We start from the raw sequence: 16,285 nt of genomic DNA on the forward strand, positions 1-16,285 counted from the left end.
CCGATCAGGATGATTGGCAGAGCGACTTTTTTAATGCTGACGAAGTACGCGAGGGGAAAAATTTTGGTTAAATCGGTATTTTTATTCCCAATTTTAATCTAATCTTGTTAGAATATAGAAGTAGTTCACACCTATGGTATGAACCAGCTAAGGACCAGGCTGCTATTTGGTCAAATGATGCTAGGGACTAACGGCTATACGCCCAAGTTAACTTAGCAAAAGACAATGATTGCAAAACTCGAAAAAAAGTTAGATCACTACTATTATCACCAGTTTGCAGGAGCCGTTTTGTACGGCGTCATTTTGGCCATTGCCCTGAATTATTTCTGGAAACCCGGGCACATTTATTCTTCTGGATTTACTGGATTGGCCCAGTTAATCGATACGGTGACCAACGGTCGAATCTCGGTATCCTGGGGAATTGCAGCTGCTAATTTACCACTGCTAGTTATCGCTGCCTTAAAATTATCTAAGCGTTTTGCGATTTTTACCGCACTGGCAGTTTTACTCTCAGCGCTCTTTGTTCCCGTTTTTGCGACTAAAACGGTGCTAACGAGTGACCCTCTTATTTGTGCCATTTTTGGTGGGGGATTAAACGGGATGGCTGTCGGAACAGCCCTTCGCTTTGGCGTTGGAACAGGTGGTTTAGATATCATTGGTATGCTTTTTAAGATGAAGTTTCATACCAAAGTCGGCTCAATCAACTTGGCCTTTAACTCATTAATTATGATCGGGGCCGGTCTCACCTATGGTTGGGAATACGCGCTTTATTCAATCATTGGTGTTGTTGTTTCGGCCCACTTTATCGATGTTTTCTACACACGTCAGCAGCAAATTCAAGAGATTATCGTGACGAACAAGCCCGAGATGATGTGTGAGCACATCCAAAATAAGATGCGGCGCGGGGTTACGATTATTGATTCGGCTCACGGAGGTTACACTGGAAAAGACAAATCTGTCTTGTTGACTGTTGTAACGCAACACGAATTGGGTGATTTACGGGAGGCCATTCATGAAGTGGATCCCCACGCCTTTTATTCCGAATCCAAAGTTGAACACACGGGTGGTCGATTCTTTGAACCCGAACCCTAATTCAATAAAAAGAGGAGGCTAGTTTGTAACTAGCCTCCTCTTTTATTTTTTGATCATTTTTTGATGGGGCGTTCCTTCCAAAATAAAGAGTTCGCCGACAGATTCGAAACCATATTTTTCGTAGAGACCGACCACTTGTTCCTGAGCCTCGATTTCAATTGTTCGTCCAGGCCATTTTTGGTTGCAGAAAGCTAAAATTTGTCGAATGAGTTTGCCACCATATCCTTCGCCACGAACAGAAAGAGCGGTGGCGACACGACCGAAGTGAAGGGTAGCAGCGTTTTCGAAGATTCGAGCATAGGCCAAGCAACGACCATTTTCGAGGTAGGCTAAGTGAAAAGCATTCAAGTCGATGTCGTCTAAATCATGATAGTTCCGTTGCTGTTCGACAACGAAGGTATCGATCCGTAATTGCGCCATGGCGAAGAATTCCTTGGCAGTTAAATCGTTTAATTGCTTGTTAATCCACATGTTTGATTGCCTTTCTTGTATACTAAAAGTTGCAAATACAACTATTGACTGGAGGTAATGATGACCGAATTTGAAATTTTCCGGCAAATGGGGGCCGTCTCGCGTCAGGCAACAATGGCCATGAATGAAGCGGCCCGAAAATACGAACTTGAAAACAACCTTTTTCTATACCTCATTCGAATTGTTGAAAACGAAGGACTAACGCAATCCGATCTGGCTAAGCTAATTCAAGTTGATAAAACAACACTTAGTCGAGCCCTGCGAAAATTGGCTGAACGACAGTACATCGTCAAAGTCGTTGGCGAAGAGAATCGAAAGTCCAAACAGTTATTCCCAACGGAGAAGGGGCGACAAAGCTACCAATTCCTTGAAAAAATCGAGAAGGAATATGTCCATGAGCAGATGGCTGACTTATCAGCAACTGAGCAGACTGAGTTATTGCGGTTGCTAACGAAGGTCGGCCAATAACTGTAAGATTATCCTAACAGCATATAGTTGCAAATGCAACTATATGCTTTATAATTGTTTCAAAAGGATTGGAGAAGACGATTGAAGAACGGGCTGTTGACGCGAAGTATCTTTTTTATTTTGGGCTTACTCTTAGTGACGTTAGGGAATGCTTTAACCATTTTATCAGGTGAGGGGAACGGGATTTGGACGGCTGCTTCCCTGAGCTTAGCGACTTTAACTAAGCTACCCCTGAACTGGGTTATTATTTTAGTTGGCTTATTGGTGATTGTGGCCAACGTTTTGCTGCTGGATCATTTTTCTTGGTACCATCTGGCTGGTTCCGTTTTATTTGTTTTTTTCTTTGGAGAATTTATTCAGTTATTTGTTCATCAACTTGCTTTTCTAAAAGACAGTTTTTCAAGTAATTTTGAAAAAATTTTTCTGGTTGTCTTTGGGATTGTGATTGTCTGCCTAGGGACTTCCTTTTATCAGCGAGCTAACCTATGGATGTATCCAACGGATTATTTAACTGATATCTTGGCCCTTCGTTTTTTTTCAGGAAGTGTTTTTAAGGGACAGCTACTTGCTTTTGTGCCCGCTTTGCTTATTATTTGCTCGGCCTTTTTAGCTACTGGGCACTTGATTGGCATCCAAATTGGAACGGTGCTGGCTTTATTAGCGAATGGTGAACTCATTGGCTTTTTCCATCGTTATGCTTTTCCAGTTTTGAAGCACAACTAAAAACGGGTTGAATTGACCATGCTTTTGGCTAAAAGAGCGGTACAATAGAGGGGAATTTACTTTTGAGAGGAGTTTTAGATGTCAGATAACCAGTCAAACTGGGACCCCAAAACGGGCCTGCATCGTTTTTGGATTCTAGCTGTTTCATTAGTCATCACTTCCGGTACGGCGATTTCGCCTGCTTTGCCAACCATGCAATTGACTTTTTCATCGTACCCAACGACCTTGGTCAACATGGTGGCTACCATTCAACAAGTGCCTGCCTTCATCGTGCTGCTCTTTTCTAGTCAATTGGCTAGTAAGTATGGCATTAAGCGTATTGTTGGCATTGGCATGCTATTAATGGGGATTGCAGGAGTTGCGCCAGCGCTCTTATCCAACATTTGGTTGGTCCTTTTAGCGCGTTTGATTTTTGGCATTGGCATTGGCATGACCAATTCACTTGCCATTACCCTCATTAACCTTTATTACGATGGGGGTGATCAGGCGCAGATGCTCGGGGAGCGATCGGCTTTTGAGCCAATCGGTGTCTGTGTCATTAACCTGCTAGCTGGTCTGCTCCTCAGTATTTCCTGGCAGGCTTCGTTTCTAGCTTACGCGTTCATCTTTGTTGTTCTGGTCGGCTTCTGGAAAGTCGTTCCGGAATATCATTTTTCAAGACAGGAAAAACGGGGCAGTGATCGTGTAAAGCTGTCTTGGCCCATTGTTTGGTCTGCTGTCTTCTGTGGTACGTTGACGGTCGGAATGGCCATTGTGAATGTATTGACTCCTTCAGTGGTGGTCGCTAACCACATGGGCGACGGGACAACCGCTTCCTTTATTATCACCATCTACACCATTGGATCGATGGTGATGGGCTTCCTCTTTGGTGCTATTTTCAAAGCTTTTAAACGGTATGTCTTATTAGCCGGTTTGCTTTGTATGGGATTGGGGACCTTATTGATGAATAGCGCGGATAATGTTTATACCTTGACCATTGCCGTTGTCATCATCGGCTTTGCCTACCCCTTATCGGGAACCTATATTTTCAATACCATTGATAACCGCATTCCAAAGGAAGCAGACGGGTTGGCCAATTCCATTCTGTTGGTTGGCTGTAACGTTGGGACGGCTTTTGCACCGGCAATTGTGTCTTTCTTAGGGATCTTTTCACCATTCAATGGTCAAAATCCTGGAATTGGCATGTATGGTTTATTGATTTTAATCATGACGGTTGTCTTCTTCTTGTTAATGATTGGGCCTAAAAACCACCGCCATTCGAAGTAGTTCTGAATTATCCTTTCTAAAATATCACGGTTTTTCTTGACTTTCTGATTTGCCCTTGAGATAATAACAAGGTTCAAGTGCATATCGTTTCAACGAAATAAAATGCCAGGAAGGAGGGGAATCGACATGGCAAAGGTTATTGTTCGCAAGAATGAATCTTTGGATGATGCATTGCGCCGTTTCAAGCGTGGTGTTTCTAAGGACGGTACTCTCCAAGAATACCGAAAGCGCGAATTTTACGTTAAGCCTTCAGTAGAACGTAAGTTGAAGTCTGAAGCTGCACGTAAGCGCAACAAGAAGAAGAACAAGCGTTAATTCGTTTGTAAAAACGCCAGTTGATGGCGTTTTTTTTGTGCCCTCGTGGTAAACTGTTTACATAGAGAACTTTCAAAAGGAGCGGGAAAATGAGCTTATTAGCGCAAGTACAAGATGACATGAAGACGGCCATGAAGGCAAAGGACAAGAAAACATTGGCGGTGGTCCGTCAAATCAAGTCCGCGGTCATGAACGAACAGATTAACCTTGGTCATGATTTGACTGAGGAAGAAGAATTGAGCGTGTTGTCACGCGAAGTAAAGCAACGTAAGGAATCAATCGCCGAATTCGAAGAGGGCGGCCGTGAGGACTTGGCGAAAGACACACAGGCTGAATTGGATGTTTTGGCAAAGTACTTGCCTGCTCAGCTTTCAGAAGACGAGATCAAGCAAGTGGTTACGGCTGCCATTGAAAAGACAGGGGCCACGTCACCAAAGGACATGGGGAAGGTGATGGGCATTGTCTCAGCTCAAACAAAGGGCCGCGCGGATGGTAAAGTCGTTGCCGATACAGTTAAGAAGGCCCTGGCTAACTAAAAGGCCTTACGGAGTCAGACGGGAAAGCAGGATTAATCTTGCTTTTTTGACTTGAGTATACGAAGAAGTTTGGAGAAAATCATGAATGAACAATTAGGACAAATCATCAAGGCCAAGGTCACGGATGAAAACGGCGACTACTTTTATGCGCAAACGGACGGTGGCCACACCTATGAAATCGATAAGGATGAATTGCAGAAACCATTGAAAATTGGTGGTTTTGTCACTGGTTTTGCTTATCAAAACGAAGACCATCGTTTGCAAATTACAAAGGCCGTACCCGATGTGCAAAAAGATCAGTACGCCTGGGGGAAAGTCGTTCAAGGACGTTCTGACTTGGGCGTTTTCGTCGATATTGGCCTCGCTAATAAGGACTTGGTTGTTTCGCTGGATGATTTGCCAACGATTCATGATCTTTGGCCAAAGAAGGGCGATTGTCTGTTATTGGCGATTAAGGAAGATAATAAGGGTCGTCTTTGGGGGCAGCTTGCGCAGCAAGACATTGTCAAAGCCGTTTCCCGTCAAGCTCGTTTGGGAGCTGGAATTAAGAAGGGCGATAAAATTAAGGCAACGGTCTACCGGAATAAGTTGGTCGGTACCTTGGTCTTAACGGATAATTATTGTCTTGGTTTCATCCATCCTTCTCAACGAGACGTGGAACCACGCCTTGGTGAAGTGGTCGAAGCCCGCGTATTGGGCGTCAATGAACACGGTGTGATTAACCTATCGTTGAAGCCCCTGGCCTACCAGGTCATGGATGAAGATGCGCAGTTCTTGTTGTTGCAATTGCAACGTAAGCCCGAACACTTCTTGCCATTTAACGACAAGTCCGCTCCCGATGCCATTAAAAAACAATTTGGTTTTTCAAAGTCACAGTTTAAGCGTGCCTTGGGCCGCCTTTATAAGGAACGAGTAATTGAACAAGTTGACGATGGCATCCGTTTAACTGCTAAAGGATTGGCCGGCTAATGTTGCCTTCAGAGATGGCCGACTATCTGCGGGTCATTCGAGTTGAGCGAGGCTTGTCAGCCAATACCATCACGGCCTATCGGCAAGATTTAACGACTTTTTCAAAGTTTTTAGATAAGCAAAAAAGGGATTTGGGTTCAGTGGACCACTTGTTGGTCTTGCGTTTTTTGAACCAATTACGGACGGCTGGAAGGGCCAACACGTCCATCGCCCGAATGGTCACGACACTAAGAAAGTGCTTTGCTTATCTAAAAAAAGAGGGTGTCGTTGCTCATGACCCAATGCAAACGATTAAGCCACCGAAAAAAGCACAACACTTACCGGCCGTTTTGACAATCAACGAAGTGGATGATCTTTTGGCAGTGCCCGATGTCGAAAAACCACTTGGGATTCGCAACAAGGCCATGCTTGAGTTAATGTATGCCACCGGTTTACGCGTTTCTGAGTTAGTTCATTTGAAATTAACTGATTTACACCTTGATTTGGCCATGCTTCAAACGATTGGAAAAGGGGATAAGGAACGGATTATCCCGGTTGGGGAAGTGGCGATTGATTGGCTAAAGACCTACCTACGGGATTCCCGACCAAAGCTCTTAAAGGGGCAACAGTCTGAGGCTGTTTTTCTAAATGACCACGGTCGCCCAATCAGCCGACAGGGTGTTTGGTTACTAATTAAGAATTTGGTCAAGGCGGCAGGTATCCAAAAAGATGTGTCGCCCCATACTTTGCGGCATTCATTTGCCACTCATATCTTGGAGAACGGTGCGGATTTGAGAATTGTTCAGGAATTGCTGGGACATTCCGATATTTCGACAACACAAATTTACACTCACATCTCGAAGAAACGCCTCACTGAGGTTTACGATCAGTTCCATCCACGTGCATAGGAGGACGTATGTTAATACAACCGAGAGCAGACGATGAAAAGACCATCATGGGCCTTTTTTCTTTGGTACCTGATTTAAAGGATGTCAATCATCTCAACGCAGCCATGAAAGCTTATAAAAAAGAAAACTACTTTTTGTATTTTTTCCAAGATGAGCCTCATGACCCAATTACTGGCTTACTTGGCTATGAATTGTATCAAAAGCAAGTGATCTTAGTTCGTCGTGTGATTGTGACTCCTGGTTCGCCTAAAAAGGCAACGCAGGCACAAATGCTCACGGACTTGCAAGAACGTTATCCAGAAAAGACCCTTGTTGGGACTTTTGATACGCAAACGGCCATCGATAAATGGAGAAAGCACTATTAATCCGGTCAATCTGACAATCAAAATTACCGACTTTGAAGGGCCGCTCGACCTGCTGCTGCATTTGATCAAAAAACATGAAATGGACATTTTGGCGCTGCCCATTGCCCAAGTGACGGAGCAGTACTTGTCTTTTATTAAGGATCAGCAAGCCATGCAATTGGACGTGGCGGCTGAGTACCTTGTGATGGCAGCCAAGTTGATCCGCTTGAAGTCAAATGACCTGCTCCCGCAACCAGAAATTGAGGATGAGCAGTTAGAAGACGATGGTGAATTGGATCCTAAGCAGGAGTTGATTAATCGTTTGCTCGTTTATCAGCGTTATCAGCAAGCAGCGACTTTTTTCGATGAACGGCAAGAGGTGGGGATGAAGTCCTTTGGACGTCCTGCCATGGTTGAAGATGAGGAACAGACGGACAGTCGCCAACTCACCTTGGCACCGGGCCTTTCATTGGTTGATTTGCAGTTGGCTTTTGACAATGTCATTGCCAGACAGAAAGACTTGGTCCCTCGAAAACGGCAGGTTCGCTCTGAATCGTTCACGATTGGGGATGGCATTCGTACCATCAAAGAAAAGTTAGTGGCGATTCCAAAGAATGAATCGCTCACCTTTACCGCTCTTTTTGATGGGCTATACGATGCTGAGCGGTTAGTAATGACTTTTTTAGGTTTGTTAGAGCTGTCCAAAGAAAAGCAACTGACTATCTGGCAAGCTGAATTACGAGACGAAATTTTAATTAAAGCGGTGGAACATGAACGCGATTTCGCAAATTGAAGCCCTGCTCTTTGTGGCAGGGGAGGACGGCCTTTCGGCTGCCGAACTAGCTAAGTTAACTGATTATGATAAGGGCGCTATTCCAGGCTTGGTTGACGAACTTTGGCAAAAATTAAATGACAACGAGGGGCCACTGACCATTCGATCAGCCGATGGTCGTTATGTTTTGGTGACCAAACCGGCTTTTGGAAAAGTCGTTTCGGCGTACTTTGATTTGCCTGTTAACAGTAAGTTGACGCAACCACAGTTGGAAACGTTAGTGATTATTGCCTACCAGCAACCCATTACCCGTGTGGAAATTGACCAAATTCGTGGCGTGCGGTCAGCTGGTACTATCCAGAAATTACAGTTACATCAATTAATCGAGGCGGTCGGCCGTAAGGAAGAAATTGGTCGACCAATTTTATACGGAACAACGGCTGATTTCTTGGACTACTTTGGTTTAGGTTCATTGGGTGATTTGCCCGAACTTCCCGATATACATGATGTGATTTTGTCTGATGAACAACGAGATGAACTCGCGCTCTTTGATGATATCGATGAAAATGGTGATAAATTAGCTGATGAAAAAGAGTCTGAGCAGAGCCGTGAGTCAGACTAGGCGTTCGGTTTCGAACAGACGAGAGGAAGAAATATGCTTGAAAAAGAAGAACGTTTGCAAAAAGTGATTGCTCAGGCAGGGATTGCTTCGAGACGAGCAGCGGAAAAAATTATTTTAGAAGGACGTGTGGCTGTCAACGGTCAGCAAGTGACCAAGCTTGGAACGAAGGTTCGTCATGGCGATGAAGTGAAGGTAGACGGTGTCCCATTGGATGGTTCAGAGAAAAAAGTCTATTATCTACTGAACAAACCCCGTGGTGTTGTGACAACTGCTTCGGATGACAAGGGGCGACAGACAGTCGTCGATCTGTTAACGGATGTTGATGCCCGGGTCTATCCCGTTGGTCGGTTAGATTACGATACAACGGGTGTCTTGATCATGACAAACGACGGCGACCTGGCCAACCAGTTGATGCACCCTAAGGGCAAGGTTGACAAGGTTTATACGGCTAAGGTAAAGGGGTTAGCGAACATGGCCGACTTGGCTCCGCTTAAGCGTGGAATCATGCTGAACGGTCGCAAAACGGCTCCAGCTCGCGTGGCGATTGAAAAAGTCGATCAGGATCGAAAGGTTTCGTTTATTACCATTACCATTCATGAGGGGCGTAATCACCAAGTGAAGGATATGCTCCAAAAGGTGGGGTATCCAGTTGAGAAGTTGCGTCGTGACCGCTACGCCTTTTTGGATTTAATGGGCTTACAAGCTGGGGATTACCGTGATTTAAGTCACGATGAAGTGAAGCGACTAAAGTCCGGGGACTACCGTTACATGCGTCGGAAGTAGTTAATCGATTCTTATTTGATGAAAAAAAGATGCTAGTTAGCGTCCTTTTTTCATTGATTTTGTCTTGCACTTTTGCAAAGGTATGCTAGACTATTATTTGTTCAACTAAATAGAACTTCGGGGTCGGGTGCAAGTCCCAACCGGCGGTGATGCAGTTATACTGATAAGCCCGTGACCTGCTTTTGCAGTTGATTTGGTGAGAATCCAGAGCCGACCGTACAGTCGGGTATAAAGAAGTTTAAAGACAGTCTTTTTTGGCTGGCCTTTATTTTGCCCCGCGTGAGATCAAGGCCATTTTTTTATGGCTAAAAAAGGAGTATAAAATGAACAATCACGCGACAAAACGGTTAACGATTCTCTCGGTCTTAACGGCGATCTCTTTTGCCTTGACCATTTTCCCCAAGGTGGCAATTCTGCCGGCTGCTTCGTTTTTGAAAATTGACTTTTCAATTGTGCCGGCCTTTCTCGCCTTAACTTGGTATGGGATTGGCTCAGCAACTTTGCTCCTGATTGTCAGGACTTTGCTGAAAGTCATTATTTTTAATGAGGGTGTTAATACTTATATTGGTATGCCAATGAATTTCTTGGTGGCTTGGGCCTTCCTATTGGCCTATGTCATTGTGCTGGCATTGCCCGTCATCAAGGAACAACGCCCAGTTGTTAAGCAAAGTCTTGCCCTACTAGTGGCCATTGTGTTCATGACGTTGATTGCCATTGTGGCTAACATCGTTTGGGGGATTCCACTGTATTCCTCAATGGCCCACTTCGATATTGCAAAGTTTATCGGTATTCCACAGTACCTGTGGGGAATGGTGCTTCCCTTTAATTTGATCGAGGGGCTGGTTTGGGCAGTCGCTAGTTTAGCGGTTGTAAAGGCCTTGTCACCTTTTAAGAAAACGTTTCAACCTTAAGAAAAGGTTATCAATTTCCTTTGAAAATTCGTGTTAGACTAAAAGCACGAATGAAATTGGAGGGATAGCCAATGAATAACGATGGCGCAACGGTTCTATCACGTAAGAACCGCTTTGATGAACCCAAAAAAGAAAAGAAGCCAACAGGAAATAAGAATCATGGAGGACTGTTAGTTTTTCTAGTTTTTCTTTCACTTTTCCTTTTGGCCTCTGCACCAGTCTATGGCATGGTTAAGAACCAGCCAAAGTTAGCGAAGTCAACGACTAGTTCAACAAAGAAAACCGATAAGCAAAACGCTAAGAGCCAGTCTGCCACTAGCCAAGATAATGACCAAGCAGATAGTCAGAGTGCTGTTTCATCGGCTGAATCCTCATCGAGTTCAGCTGCCGAATCATCGTCTGCAGCCGCTGCCTCTTCACAAAGCCAAGAAGCTGCCGCTTCTGCTAATGCCAATACGGCGGTCTTGGGTACGGGCCAAACGCTTTACAACTTTGCCATTACCCATAACACTTCACCGGCTAACATTGTAGCGTTGAACCCAGGTGTGACGACGACGAACTATTCACAGTATGCCGGACAGTCCTTGCGAATTAAGTAATTGAAAGCAGTAAATAATCATGACAAAACCCTCTTTTTTTCAAGTTGCCATTGATGGGCCAGCCTCGGCTGGTAAGTCAACGATTGCTAAAATACTTGCCCAGAATCTCCACTTTGTTTATGTGGATACCGGTGCCATGTATCGAGCAGTCACCGTGGCTGCTAAAAAAACGGGTCTTTCTTATGAAGACGAGGCAGGTATTACCGCTTTGTTGCCTAAAATTACCATTGAATTCAAGCCCGGAACCCCTGTTCAACGCGTTTTCTTGAATGGACAAGAGGTGACCGATGAAATTCGCTCAACGGAAACCACCAATAACGTTTCGCTCGTTTCTTCCTACGCTGCTGTTCGAAAAGACATGGTGAATAAGCAACGTGAAATGACGGAAAAAAATCCAGTCATTATGGATGGCCGTGATATCGGAACGACGGTTTTACCCAATGCTCAAGTTAAGATTTTCCTCGTGGCCTCTGTTGATGAACGAGCCGAGCGCCGCTATAAAGAAAATAAGCAAAAGGGAATGGCAGTTGACCTGAAGACGTTGAAAGAGGAAATTGAAGCACGTGATTATAAGGATTCACACCGTGCCATTTCACCGTTAACGAAGGCTGATGATGCGATTGTTGTTGATACAACTGGTATTGGCATTGATCAAGTTGTTGCTAAAATTAAAACGATTATCGAGGAGCACCAGAGTTGATCTGGTGCTTTTTTATTTGGCAATAGTAGTTGAACCTGCTAGAATAGTAGTAATAAGTGTGTTTGAGGGGAATTGGCTGGAGTCTAAAAAAGGACTTCGAATAATTTTTTCTATTTTTACTAGGAAAAGTTAGCAAGCTCTGATAGAATACCCTTATAAGTGTAAATGTAGGAGGACGTTTGACGTCATGAGTGATACAAACAGCGAATTACTAGCAGCTCTGGAAAGTGCTGATCAAATTAAGGTGGGCGATGTCGTAACTGGTGAAGTTTTGGCCATCGACAACGATAACCAAGCAGTTATCGGCTTGCATACCGGTGAAGAAGGAGTTGTGCCAGCGCGTGAGTACTCTGACGATCGTAGCGTCAACTTGGCCGACGACTTGAAGGTTGGCGACACAATCGAAACGGTTGTCGTTTCAAACGTTACGTCAGACAAGGAAGGGGTTGCTTACCTCTTGTCAAAGAAGCGCTTGGAAGCCCGTAAGGCTTGGGAAAAGCTTTCATTTGGCGAAGGTGACGTTGTTGACGCCACTGTATTGAACGCCGTTCGCGGTGGTTTGATTGTTGATGTTGCTGGAATCCGTGGATTCGTGCCTGCATCAATGGTTGCAGAACGTTTTGTGTCTGACTTGAACCAATTCAAGGGACAAGACATCAAGGCAGAAGTAATCGAAATCGATCCAGCCAAGGCTCGTTTGATTTTGTCACGTAAGGCCGTTGCTGCACAAGAACGTGCTGAAAAGTTGCAAGAAGCCTTCTCACGTTTGACGGTTGGTGAAGTGGTTGAAGGAACAGTTGCTCGTTTGACTGACTTTGGTGCTTTCGTTGACTTGGGCGGCGTGGATGGTTTGGTTCACGTTTCAGAAATCTCACACGACCGTGTGAAGAACCCAGCTGACGTTTTGTCAAAGGGTGAAAAGGTTAATGTTAAGATTTTGGCCTTGGACACTGAACGTGGCCGTATCTCATTGTCAATTAAGGCAACACAACCAGGACCATGGGATGAAGTTGCTGAAAAGGCACCTGCTGGTACTGTTCTTGAAGGAACGGTTAAGCGTGTTAAGGACTTCGGTGCATTCGTTGAAATCTTCCCAGGTATCGAAGGTTTGGTTCACGTTTCACAAATTTCACACAAGCGTGTTGAAAACCCAGCTGACGTTTTGAAGTCAGGTGACAAGGTGAAGGTTCAGGTCTTGGACGTTAAGCCACAAGAAGAACGTATCTCATTGTCAATGAAGGCTTTGGAAGAAAAGCCTGCTAACAAGCGTGAAGATAACGAAGATTCACACGGTGCTTCACGTGCCGATGTTGCTGCTTACCAACAAGAAGACGAAGGCGCCGCTACTTTGGGCGACATCTTTGGCGACAAGTTGTAAGATGACATAAAAAGGCTGGCTTGCCAGTCTTTTTTTATTGAAAAGAAAGGAGCAGATTATGGCAGCACCAGTTGTAGCTGTTGTCGGCCGACCAAACGTCGGTAAGTCAACGCTCTTTAACCGTATTGTCGGGGAACGAATGGCCATTGTTGAAGATAAGCCAGGGGTAACCCGTGACCGTCTGTACGCTCGCGCAGAATGGTTGAACTACGACTTTCGTGTAATTGACACCGGGGGACTAGAGATGGGGAATGCCCCGTTTCTAACGGAGATTCGTGGTCAAGTTGAAGTGGCCATTGATGAAGCGGACGTCATTGTGATGGTCGTTTCTGGACGGGAAGGATTAACAGCGGATGATCAAGCCGTTGCTAACTTGCTATACGGAGCGGATAAGCCCGTGGTATTGGCCGTTAACAAGGTAGATAATCCTGAAATGCGTTCAGATATTTATGACTTTTATTCCTTGGGATTAGGCGATCCTTATCCTGTCTCTGGTTCCCACGGAATTGGATTAGGGGACGTGCTAGATCAGGTTGTTAAAAACTTTCCTGATGAAGCAGCGGTTCAGGATGATGAAGCTGTTCGCTTCTCCATTATTGGACGGCCAAACGTTGGAAAATCATCGATTGTTAACGCTATCCTTGGCGAAGACCGGATGATTGTTTCCAATATCGAGGGAACGACCCGTGACGCCATTGATACCCGTTTCATGACCCCAGAGGGTGATGAATTCGTTATGGTTGACACGGCTGGTATTCGTAAGCGTGGAAAAGTGTACGAAAATACTGAAAAGTACTCCGTAATGCGTGCGATGAAAGCGATTGACGATTCTGAAGTTGTCTTGATGGTTTTGGATGCAGAAACGGGTATTCGCGATCAAGACACGCACGTGGCTGGCAATGCCCATGATGCTGGTAAAGCCATTGTGATTGTCGTCAATAAGTGGGATGCAATTGAAAAAGACACACATACCATGCAAGATTTTGAAAACATGATTCGAGATCGATTCAAGTTTTTGGACTATGCACCGATTGTCTTTGTTTCCGCTAAAACCAAGCAACGTTTGGATCGATTGCCTGATTTGATTTTGTCAGTTAACGATAACCATAATAAGCGAATTTCTTCTTCGATGTTGAATGATGTTTTGATGGATGCCTTGGCAACGAATCCGGCACCAACGGACAACGGACGACGCTTACGTGTATACTATGCTACGCAAGTTGCCGTGGCGCCACCAACCATCGTGGTCTTTGTTAACGATGTGGAATTAATGCATTTTTCATATCAACGTTTCTTGGAAAACCAAATCCGCTCGGCATTTGACTTTTCAGGTACGCCAATTAAGTTAATTATTCGGCAACGAAAGTAAAATCGACCGAAAAGCCTGTTAAATTAACGTTTCAAGTGTTAAATTTATGGGTTTATGCTACACATTTTAATTTAGTTGTGCTAAGCTTGTCATATGGAAGTTGCTACGGTAGCGTTCCCAGCTCGCGGACGATTGTCACGCCGTTGAGTATTCTAAATTAAGTATTTCAAGGAGATTAGGAATGGCAAACAAGCAAGAATTGATCGATTCAGTCGCAATGAAGACTGGTTTAACTAAGAAGGATGCAGACAAGGCTGTTGCCGCTGTCTTGTCATCAATCGAAGACGCTTTGAAGAAGGGCGAAAAGGTTCAATTGATTGGCTTCGGTAACTTCGAAGTTCGTGAACGTGCAGCCCGTAAGGGACGCAACCCACAAACAAAGGAAGAAATCCAAATTCCTGCATCAAAGGTTCCTGCATTCAAGCCTGGTAAGGCATTGAAGGAAGCTGTTAAGTAAAAAATTCTTTTTTCTGAGTACCCATTCCGGGTGCTCTTTTTTTATGCAAAGTTATCTTTGTGAATGCTAGTGAAAACATTGACAAAGTGTTTTCAAATTGTATAATTAATTTAACAAATGTAAAGAATGTAATTCCAAAGGAGTTCGTTATGAAAGTTGCTGTTATTGGTGCCACGCACGCTGGTGTATTTTCTGCTAAGCAGATTAAAGCAGAGCATCCTGATGCTCAGATTGATGTTTTTGAGAAGAATCACACTGTTTCTTTCTTGTCATGTGGCATTGCTCTTTGGATTGGTGACCACGTTTCATCACCAGACAAGATGTTTTACGAATCACCAGAATCACTAACTGCTCAAGGCATTACGATGCACATGGGGACGGAAGTGACGAAGGCTGACTTGGCTGCAAAGCACTTGGTCTACAAGGACTTGGATTCCGGTAAGGAACAGGCTGCTGATTACGATAAAATCGTGATTACGACTGGTTCGAAGGCGATTAAGCCAAACTTACCAGGTATCCATTCTGACAAAGTCTTTGATTCTAAAAACTGGGATAACGCCAACGCTTTGAAGAAGGTGACACCAGGTATTAAGTCCGCAATCGTTATCGGAGCTGGTTACATTGGGGCTGAATTGGCCGAACAGTTGTCCGTTAATGATAAGGACGTGACCTTGATTGATGGGTTGGATCGTGTATTGGCTAAGAACACTTCTTCTGAATTTTCAAACGTCTTTGAATCAGCTTATCAAGAGCACGGTGTGCAGTTGGCTTTGAACCAGATGGTTGAATCGTTTGAAGAAACGGCCAACGGGATTAAGGTAAACACGAACAAGGGTTCATATGAAGCTGATATCGCCATCCTAGGAATTGGTTTCTTGCCAAATACGACTTTGTTCAAGGGCCAGGTCGATATGTTGGGCAACGGTGCGATTGAAACGAACGAATACATGGAGACTTCGGTTCCAGGCGTATTCGCCGCTGGTGACGCTGCAACGGTCTTTTACAACCCAACAGGCAAGTATGACTACATTCCATTGGCAACCAATGCCGTTCGTCAAGGTGTTCTAGTTGGAAAGAACATCGAAAAGAACACGGTGGCTTATCAAGGTACACAAGCAACGTCAGCTGTGGAATTGTATGACTTGGCCTATGCCGCTACTGGATTACCAGCAGAAGCTGCTGAAAAGAAGGGGCTGCAGGCTGATTCGGTTACAATTGAAGAGGACTACCGTCCGGACTTTATGTTGACAACAACCAAAGTGAAGGCTTCCTTGACTTGGGAAAAGGGGACTCGCCGGATTATTGGTGCCGCCTTCCTTTCTGAACACGACATTTCACAGGCAGCGAACGTTGTTTCATTAGCCATTGAGAATAAGATGACGATTGATCAATTAGCAATGACGGATTTCTTCTTCCAACCAAACTTTGATCAACCAATTAACTATGTATCATCCGTTGCTATGGCAGCAGCTGCTAAAGCATCTGAAAACTAATGTTGAACAGTCCCTTTTAGGGACTGTTTTTATTTCTTTTCTAAAGAAGGTTAACAATTTCGACTTTTCGTTCTACAATGAGGGGGTAAAGAAAAAGAATAAGCAGACGAAGTAGTGACTACTTCGAAAG

General features: G+C 44.5%; 20 protein-coding genes and 1 riboswitch. Of the genes, 19 read left to right on the forward strand and 1 reads right to left on the reverse strand.

Annotation, left to right across the window (positions count from 1 at the left end):
- Positions 1–225: 225 nt before the first annotated feature.
- Positions 226–1,092, forward strand: coding sequence for a YitT family protein (locus tag ACSYSL_RS01120; RefSeq protein ID WP_010690921.1), 867 nt, complete (start codon positions 226–228; stop codon positions 1,090–1,092).
- A gap of 42 nt (positions 1,093–1,134) precedes the next feature.
- Here ACSYSL_RS01120 and ACSYSL_RS01125 read toward each other — a convergent pair whose 3' ends face one another.
- Positions 1,135–1,563, reverse strand: a complete 429-nt coding sequence (locus tag ACSYSL_RS01125; protein ID WP_491708767.1) for a GNAT family N-acetyltransferase — start codon at positions 1,561–1,563, stop codon at positions 1,135–1,137.
- Positions 1,564–1,623: 60 nt separating this feature from the next.
- Between ACSYSL_RS01125 and ACSYSL_RS01130 the strand changes: the two genes are divergently transcribed.
- The 18 genes from ACSYSL_RS01130 to ACSYSL_RS01215 all read left to right on the forward strand — a co-directional run bounded on the left by ACSYSL_RS01130 (position 1,624) and on the right by ACSYSL_RS01215 (position 16,155).
- A complete protein-coding gene (locus ACSYSL_RS01130) occupies positions 1,624–2,031 on the forward strand; it encodes a MarR family winged helix-turn-helix transcriptional regulator (protein ID WP_338342275.1) in 408 nt (135 codons plus the stop codon).
- Between the two features lie 81 nt (positions 2,032–2,112).
- Positions 2,113–2,754 carry a DUF6198 family protein gene (locus ACSYSL_RS01135; protein ID WP_491708768.1) on the forward strand — a complete coding sequence of 214 codons (642 nt, stop codon included), beginning with the start codon at positions 2,113–2,115 and terminating at the stop codon, positions 2,752–2,754.
- A gap of 78 nt (positions 2,755–2,832) precedes the next feature.
- Entirely contained in the window at positions 2,833–4,020 is a 1,188-nt protein-coding gene (locus ACSYSL_RS01140) for an MFS transporter (protein WP_491708769.1), read from the forward strand.
- A gap of 126 nt (positions 4,021–4,146) precedes the next feature.
- Positions 4,147–4,335 carry a 30S ribosomal protein S21 gene (gene rpsU, locus ACSYSL_RS01145; RefSeq protein WP_010690912.1) on the forward strand — a complete coding sequence of 63 codons (189 nt, stop codon included), beginning with the start codon at positions 4,147–4,149 and terminating at the stop codon, positions 4,333–4,335.
- 89 nt (positions 4,336–4,424) lie between these two features.
- Positions 4,425–4,871, forward strand: a complete 447-nt coding sequence (locus ACSYSL_RS01150; protein ID WP_491708770.1) for a GatB/YqeY domain-containing protein — start codon at positions 4,425–4,427, stop codon at positions 4,869–4,871.
- An 81-nt stretch (positions 4,872–4,952) separates the two neighbouring features.
- On the forward strand, positions 4,953–5,840 hold the full coding sequence (locus ACSYSL_RS01155) for a CvfB family protein (RefSeq protein WP_491708771.1): 888 nt from the start codon (positions 4,953–4,955) through the stop codon (positions 5,838–5,840).
- Complete coding sequence (xerD, locus tag ACSYSL_RS01160) at positions 5,840–6,727, forward strand: site-specific tyrosine recombinase XerD (RefSeq protein WP_187753298.1); 888 nt, start codon at positions 5,840–5,842, stop codon at positions 6,725–6,727. Before ACSYSL_RS01155 ends, xerD begins: the two co-directional genes overlap by 1 nt.
- An 8-nt stretch (positions 6,728–6,735) precedes the next feature.
- A complete protein-coding gene (locus ACSYSL_RS01165; RefSeq protein ID WP_338342271.1) occupies positions 6,736–7,092 on the forward strand; it encodes a riboflavin biosynthesis protein RibT in 357 nt (118 codons plus the stop codon).
- Between the two features lie 61 nt (positions 7,093–7,153).
- Complete coding sequence (locus ACSYSL_RS01170) at positions 7,154–7,864, forward strand: segregation and condensation protein A (RefSeq protein WP_491708772.1); 711 nt, start codon at positions 7,154–7,156, stop codon at positions 7,862–7,864.
- Positions 7,842–8,465 (forward strand): SMC-Scp complex subunit ScpB, encoded by a 624-nt coding sequence (gene scpB, locus ACSYSL_RS01175; RefSeq protein WP_187753300.1) that lies wholly within the window; start codon positions 7,842–7,844, stop codon positions 8,463–8,465. Before ACSYSL_RS01170 ends, scpB begins: the two co-directional genes overlap by 23 nt.
- A 33-nt stretch (positions 8,466–8,498) precedes the next feature.
- Positions 8,499–9,248, forward strand: coding sequence for a pseudouridine synthase (locus tag ACSYSL_RS01180; RefSeq protein ID WP_010690899.1), 750 nt, complete (start codon positions 8,499–8,501; stop codon positions 9,246–9,248).
- A 109-nt stretch (positions 9,249–9,357) separates the two neighbouring features.
- Positions 9,358–9,491: riboswitch (FMN riboswitch) on the forward strand.
- Positions 9,492–9,571: 80 nt separating this feature from the next.
- Entirely contained in the window at positions 9,572–10,159 is a 588-nt protein-coding gene (locus ACSYSL_RS01185) for an ECF transporter S component (protein WP_187753302.1), read from the forward strand.
- A 71-nt stretch (positions 10,160–10,230) separates the two neighbouring features.
- On the forward strand, positions 10,231–10,758 hold the full coding sequence (locus ACSYSL_RS01190) for a LysM peptidoglycan-binding domain-containing protein (RefSeq protein ID WP_010690897.1): 528 nt from the start codon (positions 10,231–10,233) through the stop codon (positions 10,756–10,758).
- 19 nt (positions 10,759–10,777) lie between these two features.
- On the forward strand, positions 10,778–11,458 hold the full coding sequence (gene cmk / locus ACSYSL_RS01195; protein ID WP_491708773.1) for a (d)CMP kinase: 681 nt from the start codon (positions 10,778–10,780) through the stop codon (positions 11,456–11,458).
- A gap of 187 nt (positions 11,459–11,645) precedes the next feature.
- Positions 11,646–12,836, forward strand: coding sequence for a 30S ribosomal protein S1 (gene rpsA / locus ACSYSL_RS01200; protein ID WP_056995005.1), 1,191 nt, complete (start codon positions 11,646–11,648; stop codon positions 12,834–12,836).
- Positions 12,837–12,894: 58 nt separating this feature from the next.
- Entirely contained in the window at positions 12,895–14,205 is a 1,311-nt protein-coding gene (gene der / locus ACSYSL_RS01205; RefSeq protein WP_491708774.1) for a ribosome biogenesis GTPase Der, read from the forward strand.
- Between the two features lie 181 nt (positions 14,206–14,386).
- Positions 14,387–14,662 carry an HU family DNA-binding protein gene (locus ACSYSL_RS01210; protein ID WP_010690891.1) on the forward strand — a complete coding sequence of 92 codons (276 nt, stop codon included), beginning with the start codon at positions 14,387–14,389 and terminating at the stop codon, positions 14,660–14,662.
- A gap of 149 nt (positions 14,663–14,811) precedes the next feature.
- Positions 14,812–16,155, forward strand: a complete 1,344-nt coding sequence (locus ACSYSL_RS01215; protein ID WP_491708775.1) for an FAD-dependent oxidoreductase — start codon at positions 14,812–14,814, stop codon at positions 16,153–16,155.
- Positions 16,156–16,285 lie beyond the last annotated feature (130 nt).

It is taken from the genome of Fructobacillus sp. ESL1129 (assembly GCF_058507945.1).